This window comes from Mesorhizobium sp. M1334 (assembly GCF_040317995.1).
GTDB lineage: Bacteria > Pseudomonadota > Alphaproteobacteria > Rhizobiales > Rhizobiaceae > Mesorhizobium.
On record NZ_JAMYLM010000001.1, the window covers coordinates 516,068 to 534,611 of the forward strand.

At 63.8% G+C, this 18,544-nt stretch carries 14 protein-coding genes and 1 tRNA gene; 5 read left to right on the top strand and 10 right to left on the bottom strand.

Going from position 1 to position 18,544, the window contains the following annotated elements; genetic code table 11:
• Positions 1 to 15 precede the first annotated feature (15 nt).
• The 3 genes from NKH17_RS02500 to NKH17_RS02510 form a co-directional block, all read right to left on the bottom strand.
• Positions 16 to 1,884 carry an extracellular solute-binding protein gene (locus tag NKH17_RS02500; protein WP_352899568.1) on the bottom strand — a complete coding sequence of 623 codons (1,869 nt, stop codon included), beginning with the start codon at positions 1,882 to 1,884 and terminating at the stop codon, positions 16 to 18.
• Positions 1,884 to 3,767 carry an extracellular solute-binding protein gene (locus tag NKH17_RS02505; protein ID WP_352899570.1) on the bottom strand — a complete coding sequence of 628 codons (1,884 nt, stop codon included), beginning with the start codon at positions 3,765 to 3,767 and terminating at the stop codon, positions 1,884 to 1,886. The genes NKH17_RS02500 and NKH17_RS02505 overlap by 1 nt, the downstream gene beginning before the upstream one ends.
• 173 nt (positions 3,768 to 3,940) lie before the next feature.
• Complete coding sequence (locus tag NKH17_RS02510; RefSeq protein ID WP_352476004.1) at positions 3,941 to 4,594, bottom strand: c-type cytochrome; 654 nt, start codon at positions 4,592 to 4,594, stop codon at positions 3,941 to 3,943.
• 192 nt (positions 4,595 to 4,786) lie between these two features.
• Between NKH17_RS02510 and NKH17_RS02515 the strand changes: the two genes are divergently transcribed.
• Entirely contained in the window at positions 4,787 to 5,515 is a 729-nt protein-coding gene (locus NKH17_RS02515; protein ID WP_352899573.1) for a 3-deoxy-manno-octulosonate cytidylyltransferase, read from the top strand.
• A gap of 30 nt (positions 5,516 to 5,545) precedes the next feature.
• A complete protein-coding gene (locus NKH17_RS02520) occupies positions 5,546 to 6,409 on the top strand; it encodes a prephenate dehydratase (protein ID WP_254816209.1) in 864 nt (287 codons plus the stop codon).
• 7 nt (positions 6,410 to 6,416) lie between these two features.
• Here the strand turns inward: NKH17_RS02520 and NKH17_RS02525 are convergent, their stop codons facing one another.
• Positions 6,417 to 6,773, bottom strand: a complete 357-nt coding sequence (locus tag NKH17_RS02525) for a hypothetical protein (RefSeq protein WP_352476005.1) — start codon at positions 6,771 to 6,773, stop codon at positions 6,417 to 6,419.
• Positions 6,774 to 6,828: 55 nt separating this feature from the next.
• Positions 6,829 to 7,773, bottom strand: a complete 945-nt coding sequence (locus tag NKH17_RS02530) for a methyltransferase domain-containing protein (RefSeq protein ID WP_352476006.1) — start codon at positions 7,771 to 7,773, stop codon at positions 6,829 to 6,831.
• A 108-nt stretch (positions 7,774 to 7,881) separates the two neighbouring features.
• On the opposite strand from NKH17_RS02530, the gene NKH17_RS02535 reads away from it, so the two are divergent.
• Together NKH17_RS02535 and NKH17_RS02540 are read left to right on the top strand one after the other, a co-directional pair.
• On the top strand, positions 7,882 to 8,892 hold the full coding sequence (locus tag NKH17_RS02535) for a ligase-associated DNA damage response exonuclease (protein WP_352805500.1): 1,011 nt from the start codon (positions 7,882 to 7,884) through the stop codon (positions 8,890 to 8,892).
• 22 nt (positions 8,893 to 8,914) lie between these two features.
• The gene (locus NKH17_RS02540) at positions 8,915 to 10,516 is read left to right on the top strand and encodes a cisplatin damage response ATP-dependent DNA ligase (protein ID WP_352476008.1); all 1,602 of its coding nucleotides are present in this window, start codon (positions 8,915 to 8,917) and stop codon (positions 10,514 to 10,516) included.
• A 102-nt stretch (positions 10,517 to 10,618) separates the two neighbouring features.
• On the opposite strand, the gene NKH17_RS02545 is transcribed toward NKH17_RS02540, so the two are convergent.
• The gene (locus NKH17_RS02545) at positions 10,619 to 11,770 is read right to left on the bottom strand and encodes a hypothetical protein (RefSeq protein WP_352476009.1); all 1,152 of its coding nucleotides are present in this window, start codon (positions 11,768 to 11,770) and stop codon (positions 10,619 to 10,621) included.
• A 341-nt stretch (positions 11,771 to 12,111) separates the two neighbouring features.
• Here NKH17_RS02545 and NKH17_RS02550 point away from each other — a divergent pair.
• A tRNA-Thr gene (locus tag NKH17_RS02550) sits at positions 12,112 to 12,187 on the top strand.
• A 317-nt stretch (positions 12,188 to 12,504) separates the two neighbouring features.
• On the opposite strand, the gene NKH17_RS02555 is transcribed toward NKH17_RS02550, so the two are convergent.
• Genes NKH17_RS02555 through NKH17_RS02570 form a run of 4 tightly spaced genes read right to left on the bottom strand, consistent with a single transcriptional unit; the run spans position 12,505 to position 18,336 of the window.
• Positions 12,505 to 14,094: an indolepyruvate oxidoreductase subunit beta family protein gene (locus NKH17_RS02555; protein WP_352899766.1), complete on the bottom strand. Its 1,590-nt coding sequence runs from the start codon at positions 14,092 to 14,094 to the stop codon at positions 12,505 to 12,507.
• The gene (locus NKH17_RS02560) at positions 14,087 to 16,240 is read right to left on the bottom strand and encodes a thiamine pyrophosphate-dependent enzyme (protein ID WP_352476011.1); all 2,154 of its coding nucleotides are present in this window, start codon (positions 16,238 to 16,240) and stop codon (positions 14,087 to 14,089) included. Before NKH17_RS02560 ends, NKH17_RS02555 begins: the two co-directional genes overlap by 8 nt.
• Positions 16,241 to 16,285: 45 nt before the next feature.
• Complete coding sequence (locus NKH17_RS02565; protein ID WP_352455076.1) at positions 16,286 to 16,765, bottom strand: MarR family winged helix-turn-helix transcriptional regulator; 480 nt, start codon at positions 16,763 to 16,765, stop codon at positions 16,286 to 16,288.
• The gene (locus NKH17_RS02570) at positions 16,765 to 18,336 is read right to left on the bottom strand and encodes a phytoene desaturase family protein (RefSeq protein ID WP_352476012.1); all 1,572 of its coding nucleotides are present in this window, start codon (positions 18,334 to 18,336) and stop codon (positions 16,765 to 16,767) included. The genes NKH17_RS02565 and NKH17_RS02570 overlap by 1 nt, the downstream gene beginning before the upstream one ends.
• Positions 18,337 to 18,544: the final 208 nt, after the last annotated feature.

Consider the following 18,544-nt stretch of genomic DNA (forward strand, 5'->3'; position numbering starts at 1 on the left):
GCTTGTGCAAAAATCTCAGCCTTTGCCAATCTTTGCCGCCTTGTCTTTGTCGAACCACCACGACGTCTCGACCGGAAAGTCGTAATCCGGCTTTTGAGCGGGAAAGCCGAACATGTCCCAGAAGGCTGCTCGGTGATTCGCCAGATGATATGTTGGAATCCAGTCTAGCCGCGCGCGCAAGACCCGATCGAGCGTGTTGAGCGCGGTGACCAGTTCGATCCGGCTCTGCGCCTTGCCGGCTGCCTCGATCAGCGCGTCGATGGCTTTGCTTTCCGTACCCGGATAGTTGCGCATCCCCGGCGTTTTCGCCATTCGGGAAGCGTAGAGAATCTCCAAACCGTCGGCGGTGGGCGTCGCTCCGATCGACCATGCGAGCATGTTGAAGTCGAAGTCGAAATTGCTCTGCCGCGCTTCAAATTGCGTCGAGTCGACCTGCCGGATCGAAGCGTCGATGCCGATCGCCTTCATGTTCTCGGACCACGGCGCGAAAATACGAACGAGACCCTCGTCCTCGGCAAGCATTTCCACGCGCAGGCGCTCGCCTTTGTCGTTGAGGACGAAATTTCCCGCTCGCTTCCAGCCGCCTTCGGCAAGCAGCCTCGAAGCCTCGCGCAGCAGCTTACGGTCGTGCCCGGAACCGTCGGAGACGGGTTGCATCACCGGTTCGCCGAAGGTCTCCGGCGGCAACTCGGCTCGAAACGGCTCCAGCAGGGCCAACTCCTTGGGTGAGGGCAGGCCCTTGGCCTTGTAATCCGATCGCTCGAAGTTCGATTGCGAACGCTCGTAGGAGTCGAAAAACAGAACCCGCCGGGTCCATTCGAAGTCGAAGCAATAGGCGATTGCCCGTCTCACGCGAATGTCGCGGAACTGCGGACGGCGCTGGTTCAGCGCGACAGCCTGCATGGATGGCGTTTTCTCGCCGGGAAATTCGCGTTTGACGACCCTGCCATCCTTCAGTGCTGGAAAGTCGTAGCCGGTCGCCCATACCCGCGAGGTGAACTCCTCGCGAAAATGCGTATCCCCTTTCTTGAACGCTTCAAAGGCTGCCTGGCGATCAAGGTAGAAATCGATACGGATGCGGTCGAAATTATAACTGCCGCGATTCACGGCCAGATCGCGGCCCCAATAGTCGGCGACGCGTTCATATTCGACAGTCTGCCCGGCCACCACCCGTCCAACCCTGTATGGTCCGGAGCTGAGCGGTGGCGTCATCGTCGAGGCGTCGAAATCATTGGCGGTGTAGAAAGCTTTCGACACGATCGGCATTACGACGATGGCGAGGATATTCTGCGCGGACTGTTGGCCGTTGAAGGTGAGGTTGACTGTAAGCGGATCGATTGCGACCGCTTCCGTCATATGCCGCAGCGCTTGGGAAAGGTTCGGATGTCCCCGGTCTTTGTAGAGGTTCAAGGCGAAGGCAATGTCTTCGGCGGTCAGCGGCGACCCGTCATGGAAGCGCGCTTGTGGCCGCAGGCTGAAGCGGTAGTCATTGCGATCCTGCGACAAGGTAACGGATTCGGCAAGCAGGCCGTAGACCGCATCCGGTTCGTCGACTGCCCTTGCCATCAGCGAATCGAAGCAGAGCTCGGTGCGCGGCGGCGAGTCCCCCTTCAACACCAGTGAGTTCAGCGTGTTGAAAGTCAGGAAGCTCTGATTGAGGGTGGAGTTCGGCGGGGCGAAATTCATCCGGCCGCCCTTGGGAGCGTCCGGATTGACATAGTCGAAATGCGTGAAATCCGGCCCGTATTTGAGATCGCCAAAAGCCGACAACCCGTGCAGTTTTACGCCGGTTGGAATGGCCGCGAAAGCCCGGCGGGGCAGCAGCGCTGCGGCCGCGGCGGCACCGCCCAGGGCGAGGAAGTCGCGACGGGGCAGCGCCGCCATCAATTACCGCTCTTGTATTTGGCCGCCAGCGCCTTTTCCTTGGCCGGGTCGATCCACCAGGAATTCTGGTCGACGCCGCTATAGGCGGGCTGCTTTTCCGGCATACCGAACTTGTTCCAGTAGGCGAGCCAGACCACGGCGCGGTAATATTGCGGCACGACGTAGAAATTCCACAACAGCACCCGGTCGAGCGCATGGGTGGCGGCAACGAGATCGGCCCGGTCGGTGGCATAAATGATCCGGTCGACCAGCGCATCGACGACCGGATTCTTGATGCCGGCGTAATTGCGCGATCCCGGCGAATCGGCGGCCTTGGAGCTCCAGAAATCGCGCTGTTCATTGCCGGGAGAGTCCGACTGGCCGAGTATCGAGGTGACCACGTCAAAGTCGAAATGGGTGACGCGGTTGATATACTGGGTCTGGTCGATCAGGCGCAGCGTGGCGTCGACGCCGATTTTGCGCAGATTGGCGATATACGGGCTGGCGATGACCTGATCGGTGTCGTTCCAGCCGAGGATCTCGAATTTGAACGGTTCGCCGGTCTTGGCGTTGACCATCTTGCCGCCCTTGATCACCCAGCCTGCCTTGGCGAACAGATCGACCGCGGCCTTCAGGTATTTGCGCTCCGCCTGCGGGGTGTCGTAGACCGGCAGCTTGAATTCCTGGGTGAAGACTTCGGGCGGCAGCTTGTCGCGGTACTGCTCCAGGATCTCCAGTTCCTTGCCTTGCGGCAGGCCGCTCGACGCCAGTTCCGTGCCCTGGAAATAGCTGCTGGTGCGGGTGTTGGAACCGAAGAACAGGGTCCGGTTCATTGTCTCGAAGTCGAACGGGTACATCAGCGCGGCGCGCACCAGGCGATCTTGGAACAGCGGGCGCCTGGTGTTGAGCATGAAGGCCTGCATCGGTTCCGGCGACGCGGTCTTAAATTCCTTCTTGATGACGTCGCCGGCCTGGACAGCCGGGAAATTATAGGCCGTGTTCCAGCGTCTCGAACTGTTCTCCGGCTTGATGTCGTCCAAGCCGCCCTTGGTGAAGGCCTGCCAGGCGGCATTGTCGTCGAGAAAATAGGTGAAACGCTGCCTGTCGAAATTCTCGCGGCCAATTTTCACGGGCAGCTTGGCCGCCCAGTAATCGGGCACGCGCTGCCAGATGATTTCGGAGCCCGGCTTGAAGCTGGCGACCTTGTAGGCGGCCGAGCCGAGCGGCGGCTCCTGCGTCGGCCTGGTGACGTCGCGTTTCTTGCCGCTGGCGTCCGTGCCTTCCCACCAGTGCTTGGGCAACACGACGAGGTCGCCGATGATCTTCGGTAGCTCCCGGTTGCCTTTCTGACTGAAGTGGAACTCGACCTCGCGGTCGGAGATGGCGACGGCGTCGGTGACGTTCTCGAAATAGCGGCTGTATTGCGGACTGTTGGCCTTCAGCACCTGAAACGACCAGATCACGTCGTCGGTGGTGATCGGCTGGCCGTCATGCCACTTGGCCCGCGGGTCGAGCCGGTAGGTCGCCGAGGAATAGTCGGCCGGATATTTGTAGGCGTCGGCGATCAGCGGATGGCTGGTGCTGCCTTCGTCGGTCGCCTGCTCCATCAGCGTGTCGTAAAGCAGGCCGCCGCCGAACTGCGCGAAGCCGGCGGCCGGCGAACCCTGCACGATGTAGGGATTGAAGCTGTCGAACGTGCCAAGCACCACGGAATTCACCGTGCCGCCCTTCGGTGCATCCGGATTGACGTAATCGTAATGCTGGAAATTGTCGCCATATTTGGATTCGCCGATCAGCGACGAGGTCGTGCGCCATTCGTCCGCGAAGGCCACCTGCAGGCCGCCGGCAAAGGCAGCCAGCATCAGCACTGATTTCAGAAGCGTCCGCGCTCGGCCAACCGTCATGCGTTCTCCTCTTCGCGATATAGCGCCGTCACCATAGCGTCTGGGCCCAATCTAGATCATTTGGCGGCGCTGAAAACCGCAACCGAGTGGCTTTGTCGTCGCATATGCATTTTCCCTAACGAAAAAGCCGGGCTGAACCCGGCTTTTTCAAGGATTATGTCATTACAGTTTTGTTATTTTGCGGGTGCGGCCGGAGCGGCCGGAGCCGCGCCTTCTGCCGGCTTGGCAGGGGCTGCACCTTCGGCCGGCTTGGCGGGCGCGTTCTCGGCCGAGGCGCCGGGCGCCGGCAGCGGCTTCGGATTGTCCGACAGCGTGCGCAGATAGGCGATGACGTTGGCGCGGTCCTCATCCTTCGGCAGGCCGGCGAAGCCCATCGCCGTGCCCTTCACGAACTTCTTCGGCGAGGTGATGAAGTGGTTGAGATTGTCGTAGGTCCACTTCTCGCTGCCGCCCTTGGAGAACTCCTTCATGCCGGCCGAATAGGCAAAGCCCTCATGCTCGGCGACCGGACGGTCGATGATGTCCCACAGATCGGGGCCAACCTTGTTGGGGCCGCCTTTTTCGCCGGAGTGGCAGGCCTGGCATTTCTTGAAGATGGCGGCACCCGCTTCGGCGTTGGCGGTGGCCAGCAGCTCGGCGATCGGCTTGGCCTCCGCGGCGGGAGCGGCCGGGCCGCCTTCGGCGGGCTCGGTCGCCTCGATGGCGAAGCCGGGCTTTTCCGGCGTCGGCGAGGCAAACAGCGCGTCGGATACGATGCCAACGGAAAAGACGATGAACACCGTGCCGAGGAAACCGGCGAGCAGCTTATTGACTTCGTTGGAATCCATACGCCCCAGGCTCCCTTTTCCGGCGGACCGATCCGTCCACTCCGTCCGTCGGTATCGTGAACCACCCTGCGAGGCGGTCAAATCGCGCGGAAACTAGGTCTTTTGCTCCGGCGTTGCAACACCTATAAGGGCGCTGCCAGTGAGACCTTTTGCCACTTTTGTCCCCCTCTTTTTCGAGCCCCTGCCCGCCTCATGTCCACGCTCATCCTGATCCCGGCCCGCATGGCCTCGACCCGCCTGCCGGGCAAGCCGCTGGCCGACATTGCCGGCACTCCGATGATCGTCCACGTCGCCCGCCGTGCTGCCGAGGCGGGGCTCGGCCGGGTGGTCGTCGCCACCGATACGCAAGGCGTTGCGGAGGCGGTGCGCGCCCATGGTTTCGAGGCGGTGATGACGCGGGCGGACCACGAAACCGGCTCCGACCGCATCTTTGAAGCGCTGACCATTCTCGACCCTGGCAACAGCGTCGAGACCATCGTCAATGTGCAGGGCGATCTGCCGACCATCGACCCCCTTGTTATCGGTGCCGCGCTGAAGCCTTTCGAGAACGCGGCGGTGGATATCGCCACGCTCTGCGTCGAGATCGTCCGCGATGAGGAAAAGACCAATCCGAACGTCGTCAAGCTGGTCGGCTCGCCACTCTCGACGACGCGGCTCAGGGCGCTCTATTTCACCCGCGCCACCGCCCCTTGGGGCGAAGGCCCGCTCTACCATCATATCGGCCTCTATGCCTATCGCCGCGCCGCACTCGAATGCTTCGTTGCGCTAAGGCCGTCGCCTCTGGAGCGCCGCGAGCGGCTCGAGCAGTTGCGGGCGCTGGAGGCTGGCATGCGCATCGATGCCGAGATCGTGCAGTCGGTGCCGCTTGGCGTCGATACGCCGGACGATCTCGAACGCGCCAGGGCGCTCCTTTCCAACTAAGAAATTCCCCCAATTCCCGAGACTCCGCGCATGCCTGAAAAGACCAACAAAATATCCTTCCAGGGCGAGCCGGGCGCCAATTCCGACACCGCCTGCCGCAACATGTTCCCGTCGATGGAGCCGTTGCCGTGCCCGACCTTCGAGGACGCCTTCAACGCCGTCGAGACCGGCAAGGCCGATCTGGCCATGATCCCGATCGAGAACACCATTGCCGGCCGCGTCGCCGACATCCATCACCTCTTGCCGGAATCGAAGCTGCACATCATCGGCGAATACTTTCTGCCGATCCACTTCCAGCTGATGGTGCTGCCGGGCGTCAGGCGCGACGAGATCAGGACCGTGCACAGCCACATCCACGCGCTCGGCCAATGCCGCAAATACATCCGCAAGAACGGCTGGAAGGCGGCGGTTGCCGGCGACACCGCGGGCGCCGCCAAGATGGTCGCCGCGATGAAGGACCGCACCATGGCCGCGCTGGCGCCGGCGCTGGCCTCGACCCTCTACGGGCTCGACATCATCGAGGAGAATGTCGAGGACACCGACAGCAACGTCACCCGCTTCGTGGTGCTGACCAAGAACAAGCAATGGGCCGAACGTCCCTCGGCCGACGCCAAGATGATGACGACCTTCATCTTCCGCGTCCGAAACGTGCCGGCGGCGCTCTACAAGGCGATGGGCGGGTTTGCCACCAACGGCATCAACATGACCAAGCTGGAAAGCTACCAGCTCGGCGCGTTTACAGCGACGCTGTTCTACGCCGACATAGAGGGCCATCCCGACGATCCGCTGGTGAAGCTGGCACTCGACGAGTTGCGCTTTTTCTCGCGCGAAATGCGCATTCTCGGCGTCTATCCCGCCAGCGCCTCGCGCGAGCAGTGGAAGGTGGCGGATTAGGATCCGGTCAGGTCAGGCCGAGCTTGTTCTTTTTGGCCGGCTTGCCGCATTCGCGGCGGGCAATCGACCGGTTCATGGCGTCGATCTTGCCGCTTGCCTGGTCGGCGTCGCGCTTGGCTTTTGAGCGCATATCCGGCGTGAACGGGCCAAAGCCCGTCGCCGGGTTGGAGAAGGACGGCTTGGCGTCCACCGGCAGATGATATTGCTGCGCCAGGCCGTTTCGTTGCGCCAGCAATTGATCGCAAGGCACCTTGTCATACAGCAGCGAGGACTGGACGTTTTCGTCCTGCCGTTCGGACATCGAATTGCCGACGCAGCCGGCCATCGCCAGGCAAGATGCCAAGACCGTCATGTTCCAGCGCATGAACGTGCTCCTTGTCTTTCGCAGCTGCGGCTTCTCATGCGCAGCGGCAGAAGTCTTAGCCAGATTTTACGCTGCCGGAAAGCAAGCTTGCCACTACGGCCAGCCCTTCGACCGGTTCGCGGCGATCCTGCCGGATGATCGTTGCCTGCAGCGACAGGACCGAAAAGCCGTCGGCATCCAGAACCCGCTCTATATAGCCTTGCCAATGCGCGTAGCGGCGCGACGGCTGCAGGGCGAAGCCGGCGCGGTCAGACGATTCTCCGCCCGGGAGCGTCTCGACAGAGAACGCAAACAGACCGCCGCCGGCAAGCATTCCGGCAATCTTGTTCACCACCCTGTCGAGTGCGCCGACATAGATGAACACATCGGCCGCCGTCACCAGATCGGCTTTCGGGCCAGAATAGCAAAAATCCTGCAGGTCCGTCTTGACGAGCAGATCGTAGAGGCCTTTGGCGCGCGCCTGCCGCAGCATGCCGGCCGAGATGTCGTAACCCTCCAGCCGATCGGCGATCGGCCGCAGCTTCTGGCCCATGAGGCCGGTGCCGCAGCCGAGATCGAGTGCCAGCGAAAACCGGCCCGGCCGTGCTGCCCGAATGGCGCGGTCGAGGCATTCGGGCAGACGGTAGCCGAGCCTGTCGACCAGCTCAGCCTCGAAGCTTTCGGCATAGTAGTCGTAAAGCGTCTCAACAAAGGCGCTGGGCGGCGCCTGGGCAGCCGCTGCCCTGCCGATCAATTGCAGCTTGAGCACCGCGCCGAGCCTGTCCGCCGGGTCGAGCCGCAGTGCCGTCGTCCAGGCCTGCGCGGCACGATCGGGCGCGCCCGCCGCTTCCTGCATCTCGCCGAGGCGGAACCAGCCGGCTGGCCATTGCGGCGCCAGTTCGAGCGCGCCGAGCAGCAATTCCGCGGCGGCCGCATGATCGCCGGATGCATGGAGCATTTCGGCATAGTCGGCGCGGCGGTCGGCAGTCAAATCGCCGGACGAGGTCTGGAGCGGTTTCATCGTGATCGAATTCCGCCGGGTGTTTGCAGCCGGCTTGCGCTCTATGCTGGAGTCAGCAGTGACTTACAACAGGCTTCCCGCGCCGGAATTAGTGCCTATCTTGGGGCCATGCGCGCCAGCGACCTGCTTCATCCCCGGCCGGAAGGGCTGTATTGCCCGCCCGGCGATTTCTTCATCGACCCGGTGCGGCCGGTCAACCGGGCGCTGATCACGCATGGCCATTCCGACCATGCCCGCTCCGGCCACCGCTCGGTAATGGCGACGCAGCAGACGCTCGATATTATGGGGCTGCGTTATGGCGAAGGTTTTGCCGGAACGACGCAAGCCGCCGTGCTCGGCGAGACGATTGCGCTTGGCGGTGTGGCCGTCAGCTTTCACCCGGCCGGCCATGTGCTGGGCTCGGCGCAGATCAAGGTCGCGCATCAGGGCACATGCATCGTCGCGTCCGGCGACTATAAGCGCCAGAAGGACGCGACTTGCGAGCCGTTCGAGCCGCTCAAGTGCGACGTCTTCATCACCGAGGCGACGTTCGGCCTGCCGGTGTTTCACCATCCGCCCGATTCCGACGAGATCGCCCGGCTGCTGAAATCGACCGAACAGTTTCCCGAGCGCACGCATCTGGTCGGCGCTTATGCGCTGGGCAAGGCGCAGCGTGTCATGCGGCTGCTGCGCCATGCCGGCTACGAAAAGCCGATCTACATCCATGGTGCGCTGGCCAAACTCAGCGAATATTACCAGAGCCAGGGCATCGATCTCGGCACGTTGGAGCCGGCGACGGTCGAGGCCGGCCAAAAAAGCGACTTTGCCGGCGCCATCGTCATCGGCCCGCCATCCGCCTTCGCCGATCGCTGGGCGCGGCGTTTTCCCGATCCGATGTCGTGCTTCGCCTCAGGCTGGATGCGCATCCGCCAACGCGCCAAGCAGGGCGGCGTCGAGCTGCCGCTGATTATCTCCGATCACTCCGACTGGGACGAGCTGACAGCAACGATCAAGGAGACCGGCGCGGAAGAAATCTGGGTGACGCATGGCCGCGAGGAGGCGCTGGTGCGCTGGTGCGAACTCGAAGGCATCGCCGCCAGGCCGCTGCATCTCGTCGGCTATGAGGACGAGGGCGATTGATGGTACTCATGGCGCTCCGCTCATGAACCGCTTCGCCGAGCTTCTCGACCGGCTGGTGCTGACGCCGTCGCGCAACGGCAAGCTGACGCTTTTGACCGACTATTTCCGCAGCGTCGAGGATCCGGATCGCGGGCTGGCGCTGGCGGCCATTACCGGCGATCTTTCCATCGCCGCGGTCAAGCCGGCAATGCTGCGCACGCTGGTCGTCGAGCGCATGGATCCCGTGCTGTTCGGCTATTCCTACGACTATGTCGGCGACCTGGCCGAGACCGTGTCGCTGGTCTGGCCGCAAGCGCCTCTCGATATTGCGAACCACGCGCCGACGCTGGCCGAGGTGGTGGCCAAGCTGCAGGCGGCAAGCCGTTCCGACGGGCCGCAGGTGCTGGCCCGGCTGCTCGACAGCGCCAGCACGTCCGCGCGCTTTGCCATCATAAAGCTGGTCACCGGCGGCCTGCGCATCGGTGTCTCGGCGCGGCTCGCCAAGCAGGCGCTGGCCGATTTCGGCAAGGTCGATATCGCCGAGATCGAGGAACTCTGGCACGGGCTGACGGCGCCTTATGCGGCTCTGTTCGCCTGGCTGGAGGGCAAGGCGGAAAAACCCAGGAAGACGGCGCTGGCGCTGTTTAGGCCAGTGATGCTGTCGAACGCCGTCGGCGACGGCGACCTCGAAAAGCTCGACCCGGCCGACTACGCGGCCGAATGGAAATGGGACGGCATCCGCGTCCAGGCGGTTTGCGAAGGCGGCATTCGCCGGCTCTATTCGCGCACCGGTGACGATGTCTCCGGCGCCTTTCCGGATCTTGCCGAGGCGATGGATTTTTCAGGCGCCCTCGACGGCGAGCTTCTGGTCGGTGACCCCAGGCAGGCGACGGGCACGTTCTCGGACCTGCAGCAGCGGCTGAACCGCAAGAGCGTGTCACCCAAGATCCAGCAGCAATACCCCGCCTTCATGCGCTGCTACGATGCGCTGCAGATTGGTGACGAGGATGTGCGGGGATTGCCCTTCCGCCAACGACGCGGCCGGCTCGAGGCCTTCGTGAGGACACTCGATCCGAGTCGCTTCGATCTGTCGCCGCTGGTCGAATTCACCACCTGGCAGGCGCTGGAGGAATTGCGCCGCAAGCCGCTGCATCCGGTCATCGAAGGCGTCATGCTGAAGCGCTGGGATTCGCCCTATGTGGCCGGGCGACCGAAGGGCCCGTGGTTCAAATGGAAGCGCGATCCGCACACGGTCGACGCCGTGCTGATGTACGCCCAGCGCGGCCACGGCAAACGCTCGAGCTTCTATTCCGACTACACATTCGGCGTCTGGTCCGGGCCGGAAGGATCGGAGGAGCTGGTGCCGGTGGGAAAGGCCTATTTCGGCTTCACCGACGAGGAACTGAGGCAAATCGACAAATATGTTCGCGACAATACGATTGAGCGCTTTGGCCCGGTGCGCTCGGTACGGGCCGACCGCAGACATGGCCTGGTGCTGGAGGTGGCGTTCGAAGGGCTTAACCGTTCGACGCGGCACAAATCCGGCGTCGCCATGCGCTTTCCGCGCATTTCGCGGCTTCGCTGGGACAAGCCGGCCGCGGAAGCCGACCGCATCGAGACGCTGCAGGCGCTGCTCGATAGTTAATGCATGTCGCGCAAAAAGCGTGCAGCGGTTTTGCGGTACCGACATGCATCAAAACAAGAATTTAAACTGCGTCGCATGAGGCCGGTCCGAACGCGACGTGCTTTACGGAACGACCGAGACGCGAATCTCGTAGATGTCGACCGACTTGCCCTGCTTGTCGAAGTCGGAATTGATGGCGATGGTGCCGGCAGCACCCGGATGCTTGTCGGGAAAGCGCACGTCGAACAGATATTCATTGCGCTCGCGACCGACGGCATAGCGTTTGCGGCCGCAGTCGCCGAGTTCGCCGAAATTGCAATCGACGGAAATCTGCGTCTCCTGGCCCTCCTCGGAGCGCGCGATGATGTCGAATGTGGCATGCTTGCCGGCGAGTTTTTCCAGCACGCCTTGCCCGACGTCGAAGCTGATGGCCGAACCGGATGCACCCGAGCGGATGCGCAGGAAGGAACCGCTTTCGTCCTGGATGACGTCGGCCTTGGCGTCCGACGGTGCGTTGACCTGCGTCGGGTCACCCGGCGAAAAGACGTTGATCCAGTCGCGCGCCTGGTCCTGCTCGCCCTGCTTCGGCGGCGAAGCGGTGTCGTCCGGCGTGAAATCATCGCCATCGACCGTTGGCGGCGCTTCCGGCGGCGCCGTGTCGAGTTCGGTCGCCGATTTGAAGACGCCGGTCTGGTTGGCGAAATAAAGGCCGATGCCGGCGGCTGCGAGCAGCGTCACGCCGAAGAAGATCGCGGTCAAAGGCAGGCGCCGCCGCCTCGCCCGCCGGTCGTCGCGGTCGGGCGTCACTTCCGCGTCGTCTGTTTCGGCGTCGGCTTCGGTCGGAGCCGAGGCCCCCATGTCGATCACCGGCGCGTCGGGAACAGGCGCATCGGGCATTATGTCGGGGACGACCGGCAGGACGCGCGACCGGGGCGCATCGGATTCGGGCGGCTGTGCCGGACCGTCAATGACGACATCGGGCGACGGCGCGGGCTCGGCTTCGGCCGGAGGCTCCACCTCCGGTGCTGCCTCCAAACTGTCGGTCGGCGCGGCGACGTCGGCAACCGCCGGCAGGAATTCCGATTCGATTTCGGTGATCTTCGCCTGGACCGCCTTGCGGCGCTTGATGGCGACTTCCACGGTGACGTTTGGATTGGCCTGCAGGGCACGGTCGAGTGCCGCGAAAGCCGATCGATAGACCCGCTCGCGAAACGCCCGGTCGTCGGCATTGCCTTTCTCGAAGGCGTTGCGGATCGCTTTTTCGATCGCGTCCAAACGAATTCCCTCTGCAATTTCACTCACATTGTCATGATCGTTAGCCGCAGGCGACCAATCAATCAACAAGCGAGCGGCTGCATTCTGCCTTGCGGAGGGATACAAAGCTCATTTCGGCGGTTTTCGGTAAAGAAATCAACCTTTTTCGCTGATTTTCCGTCACGGCCCCGACGTGACGGACGGGGCGGCCTGCCGATACGGCATCGCATCGGCGCGGCGGCTGCCCTTGTGCCCGTCCTGGGACGGAGACGAATTGCTCGTCCTGAATTCGCGGCAGCCATCTTGAATTCGCGGCCAGTTGCGTCTATCACCCAGCCCATCTTGGAAGCACGGCTTCCCGGGCCGCTTTAGCTCAGTTGGTAGAGCACATCATTCGTAATGATGGGGTCGCGTGTTCGAGTCACGCAAGCGGCACCAGTTATCCCTTGGAATTGCGGCAAATTTAGCCCTGTCTGTTAGAGACGTTATTTGGACGCAAGCCCCAATAAGCGAAACCCATGTCCGTAGACGACACGTCGGGCACCCCGGATTTCCAGGGTGCCCTTCGTAGTTCAAGCAAGCGCCGGTTGCTTCTCGTAATAGAGCGAGATCTGTTGCGCCTGTCGCGGGGGTAGAAGTCGGCGTGCTGGAGGCGGCGATCGCTGAGATCATTGGCCTGAGAATTGCCGTGCAGACCGCCGCGTCGAAGGCGACATGGACGACAGACTGAGTTGCAGCCCGGTCGAACGTGCGCCTCAGCTCGGCGAGGTGTCGCCCAGCGACGCCACGGTCTTCAGCGCGCCGTCGAGCATGTCGCCCTTCTCGTCCTTCAGCGCCGCTTCGCGCAGGCGCCGGATCCAGTCGGCGGCGTCCGGGCGGCCCTTGACCATGTCCAGCGCCGACAGCACCCGGTCGAATTTCGACTGCGCGCGGGCGTGGGTGTCGCTGTAACCCTTGATCAGCCGGCGGCAGTTGAGGATCTCCGTACCAAGCGCGTAATCCTGGCCGACCTGGCCCAGCGCCAGCGCATACCAGCGATCGAGATGCGCGGTCTCGACCTTGTGGCGCAACAGGCGGCGGCGCCAGCGGCGCAGGCCGCCGATGAACCACAAAGCGGCAAAGCCGGCGAAACTGTCGGTGCGGATGTGGCGGCCGCGATTGATGCGGCGGTCGAGAAAGGCGGCGAGCTTCGGCCGGTCCTCGATGTAGCTGCCGAGCCCGGCCGGCAGCGTGCCGCAGAATTCCTCAATGCGCGGATGGAAATATTCCGTCACCTGCAGGACTGAGCCTTGCTTGACACCGACTTCGCGGCGTACGCGGTGGTCGCGCGTCGAGCGTGTCTTCAGATCGGCGACGCGGATCATGTCGTCGTAGCACATGGCGTTGGCCAGATGCTTGGCCGCGGCGATCGACAGCACGTAGTCATGTTCGGCATTGTCCAGGACGACCGCCCGGTCGAGCCGGTCGACATACTCGCCGCCATAGGCGACGTCCTGGTAGTCGACGACTTTTTTCAGGCCGCGAAGCGCCATGTCGTGCACGGGTAAAGGCAAAGCAGCGACGCGCGCCGCCAGTTGTTGCCAGCCCTTCAACAGGCTTTCCGGGCCGCTGACATTTGTCGCCGCGGCCGAGCGGGTTTCAGCGGCCGCCGGCTGTACAGTCTTGTCGCCCGAAGGCGCACTCGCGATGGCGCGCGCCCGATCGTAGGCGGCGGCGAAGGCAGCGAGGCTTGCCTTGACGCCGCGGCCGCCGGCGCCGATGGCCTGCTCATAGCTCTCGCGTGTGAACGGCAAGGCATCGGACCCGGCCAGCGCGCCGAGCAAGCTGGCCGAGATCATCGAGCCGTTATCGACGGCGATCTTCTCCATGTCGAAGGCGATGAAGCGCTTGGCCGCGGCTTCAGCCGTGGCATGGACCTTCGAGGACGATGCGCGGCCGTCGCCGGGTTCGATCTTCTCGGAGACCGCTGCGATGCGGTGCGACGAGGCGATCAGCGTGGTGCGCTCCGGCGTGACGAACCCGCGGATGATGGCGCGGCCGGCTTCCATCAGTTCGGCGGCGATCAATATATCGACGTCGCCCTGCGACGGCGACAGCGCGAAGACCGGCAGCCGGCCGGTGTCGCGGCACATTTCGACATAATAGATGGTGGCGCCGGTGCGCTGGGCGACGCCCGCAACCGAGGTCGATTGGGCGACGTAGCCGTTGCGCTCGGCGACGTCGGTGATCCAGTCGGCCAGCACGCCGCCGCCCTGGCCGCCGACCGCCAGCACAGCAAGCTTTATGACGCGCTCATCGCCCTGCGCGCCGGCCTTGGAACGGGTTGATGGGACAGCGTCAAGCATCGGCAAATATCAGCCGCCGGCTTTCGCGGCGGCGCTGCAAGAGGCGGATCGTGGCGCGCCGCGCGGCTTCAAGCAAACGGTCCCAGCGGCTTGGATTATGCACCACGTCGGCTCTGTAGAAGGATGGGCACAGCACCGCCGCATCGGCAACCTCGCCGCAATTGCCGCAGCCGACGCAGCTCTGGTCGATATGCGCCACCGGATCGTCGCGCAGCGGGTCATCGAGCGACTTCACCGACAGCGACGGACAGCCGGAGAGCCGCATGCAGGCATGGTCGCCGGTGCAGATGTCCTCGTCGACGCCGAATTTCGGCTTGACGACCCGCTCACCGCCCTTGATCGCCTTTTCGACCAAAGGCTTCTCGCGACGCTGGCGGTTGAGCATGCATTCGGACGAGGCGACGATGACTTTCGGGCCCTTCTCGTCCGTCGTCAGCGCCTCGCGCAGCGTGTCTTGCATCCTGGTCACATCATAGGTGCGGTCGATGTGGCGCAGCCATTTGACGCCCATGCCTTTCACCGCCTCGGTGATCGGATGCTTGGTCGACTTGGTCTTGTTGCCGGCGCGGGAGGAAAGGATATCCTGCCCTCCCGTCGCCGCCGAATAGAAATTATCGACGATGACGATGACGCCATCGTTCTTGTTGAACACGGCATTGCCGATCGAGGACGTCAGGCCGTTGTGCCAGAAGCCGCCGTCGCCGACGAAGGAGATCGAGCGGCGCTTGGCATCGGGCGAGTTGAACGCCGAGGCCGAGGCCGGCCCCAGCCCGTAGCCCATGGTGGTGGCACCTAGCTCGAAAGGCGGCATGATCGAGAACAAATGACAGCCGATGTCGGAGGCGATGTGGTGCTTGCCCAGCTCCTGCTCGACCAGCTTGGTGGCGGCGAAGATCGGCCGCTCCGGGCAGCCGACGCAGAAGCCGGGCGGCCGGCCCGGGACGACGTTGATCAGGTCGGCGGTGTCGAGCCCGTCGCCGATCTTGTTGGGCGCGCGGACCTCACTTGGCAGCAGATGCGGGATGGTGGCACGCAGGAACGATCCGATGCCGTCGAGCATCACCTGGCCGGTATATTCGCCGGCCATAGGCAGATGTTCCTTGCCAACGAGCTTGGTGCCGCGGCCGGCCTTGTGCAGCATCGCGGCAAAGGCCTGTTCGATGTAGTTGGGCTGGCCTTCCTCGACGACGAGCACGGCGTCCTTGCCTTCGCAGAAGGACAGGAATTCGTCATCGACCAGTGGATAGACGGCGTTCAGCACATAGAGCGGCACGTCGGTGTCGCCATAGGTGTCGGCGAGGCCGAGCCGCTGCAGCGCCCGGATGACCGAATTGTACATGCCGCCCTGCATGACGATGCCGACCGAGCCGTGCTCTGGGCCGAAAAACTCGTTGATCTTGTTGGTGCGGATGAAGTCGACCGCCGCCGGCCAGCGTTTCTGCACCTTTTCCTTCTCGTGCAGGAAGGACGCGGGCGGCAGCACGATGCGGCCGGTGTCGCGGCGCGGCGCGGCGAGCGCATCGGCCACTGTCATCGCCGGGCGCTTGTTGTCCTTGGCGATGAAATGGCCGTGGACATGGCAGCAGCGAATGCGGACCTGCAGCATGACCGGTGTGTTGGAAACCTCGGACAGCTCGAAGCCGTCCTCCACCGCCTTGACGATCGACGGCAGGTTCGGGCGCGGGTCGAGCAGCCAGACCTGACTCTTCATGGCGAAGGCGTGGCTGCGCTCCTGCATGATCGAGGAGCCTTCGCCGTAATCCTCGCCGACGATGATCAATGCACCGCCGGTGACGCCGCCGGAAGCGAGATTGGCGAGCGCGTCGGAGGCGACATTGGTGCCGACCGTCGACTTGAAGGTGGCCGCACCGCGGATCGGATAATGCACCGATGCCGCCAGCATGGCGGTGGCGGTCGCTTCCGAGGCGCTTGCCTCGAAATGCACGCCGAGCTCGCCCAGGATATCCTGCGCGTCGGCCAGCACGTCCATCAAATGGCTGATCGGTGCACCCTGATAGCCGCCGACATAGCCGACGCCGCATTGCAGCAGCGCCTTGGTGATGGCGAGAATGCCTTCGCCGGAAAACTCCTCGCCGGCGCCGAGCCTGAGCTTTTCGACTTCCTTGGCAAAAGACCGTTCGGCCATTTTTTGCTCCTTCCGTTACCGTCCCGATGGCGGCGCGTAAGATCGTCAGATGTCGTGCTTGCGAATGTTCTTCAGCATCTTCTGCAATGTCGCGATCAGCGCCGCGTATTCGGCATCGTCGACATCGTCGAACATAGCCTCGAAAGCGTCGTGCATGGCCGGCCAGGCGCGCGCGAACTCGGCGCGGCCATCGTCGGTCAGGAACACATGGCGGATCCGGCTGTCTGTGACCCCCTGCTCGCGCCGAACAAACCCTTGTCCCTCCAGCGTGTCGAGCGTGCGGCTCAAGGTCGACTGCTCGATGACGGTATAGACCGAGAGATCGTTGACGGTGACGCCATCGGTGACCGACAATACGGCCAGCGTGCGCACCTGCGGAATGGTCAGGCCCTGCTTGCGGAAATTGTCGCGCAGCGTGGCGTTGTAGCGGCCCATGATGCGGTTCATCAGATAGGGCGCGAACTGCTGCAGGCCGATCTGGCCCAAAGTCGAGATGCGCTGGCGTTTTTCAACCTTCTGTTCCATCACAGCCTCCCCGCCAGGAGAAAGCCGGAGCCGCCGCCCAAGCCAGCACCCGGATGGGTCGAGGCGCCGATGTGGTAGAGACCCCTGACCCCGGTTTCGTGATTGCGGCTCGTCTTGAGCGGCCGCCACAGAAACGACTGGTCGATGGTCGAGGAACCGCCATAGGGGTCGCCGCCGACCAGATTGATGTTCATCGCTTCCAGGTCGGCCGGCGAACAGGCGCGGCGCGCGATGACGCTGTCCTTGAACCCATCGATATGGCTGGCGAGGATCGCTTCGGCACGGTCGGCATAGGCTTCGCGCAGCGCCTCGGTCCAGCGACCGTCTGCCGGTGTTTGCAGTTTGCCGGCGGCATCGCCCTTGATATGGCGTGGCGCCTCGGGCAGTTGCAGCCACAGGACCGCCTTGCCGTCCGGGCAGCGCGATGGGTCGAGTACGTGCGGCTGGCCGACGCAGATGGTCGGCACCTCCGGCAGCATGCCGCGCATGGCTTCGTTGCAGGCCTTCGAGACGCCGTCGAGCCCCGGCGTCAGATGCAGCAGCGCGACCTTGTCCAGGCCCTCGCCGCGCCATGCCGGCGGCTTGTCCAAGGCATAGTGGATCTGGAAATTGCTCTTGCCATAGCGGTATTTTTGCGCTGCCTCGACGTCGGCTTTCGGCGCCGCGTCGCCGAGCAGCCGCCCGTAAAGCTGGGTCGGCGTGACCGAGCAGATGACGCTCTTGTTCACGCTGATCGTTTCGCCCGAAGCCAGCCGCACGCCGGCGGCGCGGCCTCCGCCTTGGACAATAGCCGCGACGTCGGCGCCGGTGCGGATTTCGCCGCCACGTTCCCTGATCAGGGCTTCGAAGGCAGACAGCAGATTCCTGGCACCGCCCTTGACGATCGGCGCGCCGGCCGCCTCAAGCGCGAAGGCGATGACCTTGGCGATCTGGCCGGAGAACGCGTCCTCAGGCCCAAGGCCGGCATGCAGCACCCAGGGCGCCCACAGCGCGCGCATGGTTTCCGACTGGTAGGTGCTTTCCAACCAACCGCGCGCTGGCACCAGCGCGCGGCCGAGAAAGGCGGCAAGGCCACGCGGGCCGCGCCGCCAGGCTTCGCCCGCGAGCAGCTTTACCGTCGGGTAAGACCACAGGCTGCCGCCGAGCAGACCGAACAGCAGGCCAGCATTGCGTTCGATCTCGCCGACATCGTTTGCGTGCCGGTCGCCGTCGCCCGCGGCAAGCGCATTGATCGCCGCTACATTGGCGATACGATCGGTGCGCAGGACGGCATGGCTGCCGTCCGGGCGCAGCACACCGGTCGGCGTGGAGGTGTTGCAAAACTCCAGGCCGTGCCGCGCCAGATCCTTGCCCAGCGCGGCATAGGCCGGCGAGGTGATGAACAGGACAAAGGTCGTCGCCATCACGTCGTGGATGAAGCCGGGCGCGGTGATTTCTTCGGTGCGCATGCAGCCGCCGATGCGGTCGTTGCGCTCGAGCACCAGCACCTTCGCCCCCTTGCCGCCAAGCATCGCCGCGCAAACCAACGCGTTGATGCCGCTACCGACGATGATGTGATCGATATCGCTCATCGAGGGTTGCTCCGGGTGAGCGGAAGGTGGAATTCATTTGCGTGGACTGGCGTTCCTTCGCGCCCCCCCCTGTCCTGCCGGACATCTCCCTCACTTGGCGGGAGAACGGCTGTCACCGCGGCCTTCGCCACTCTCCTACGTCGCAGGAATGAGCGGCGCGCCGAAACTGCCAATCTCCCCCCAAGTGAGGGAGATGTCCGGCAGGACA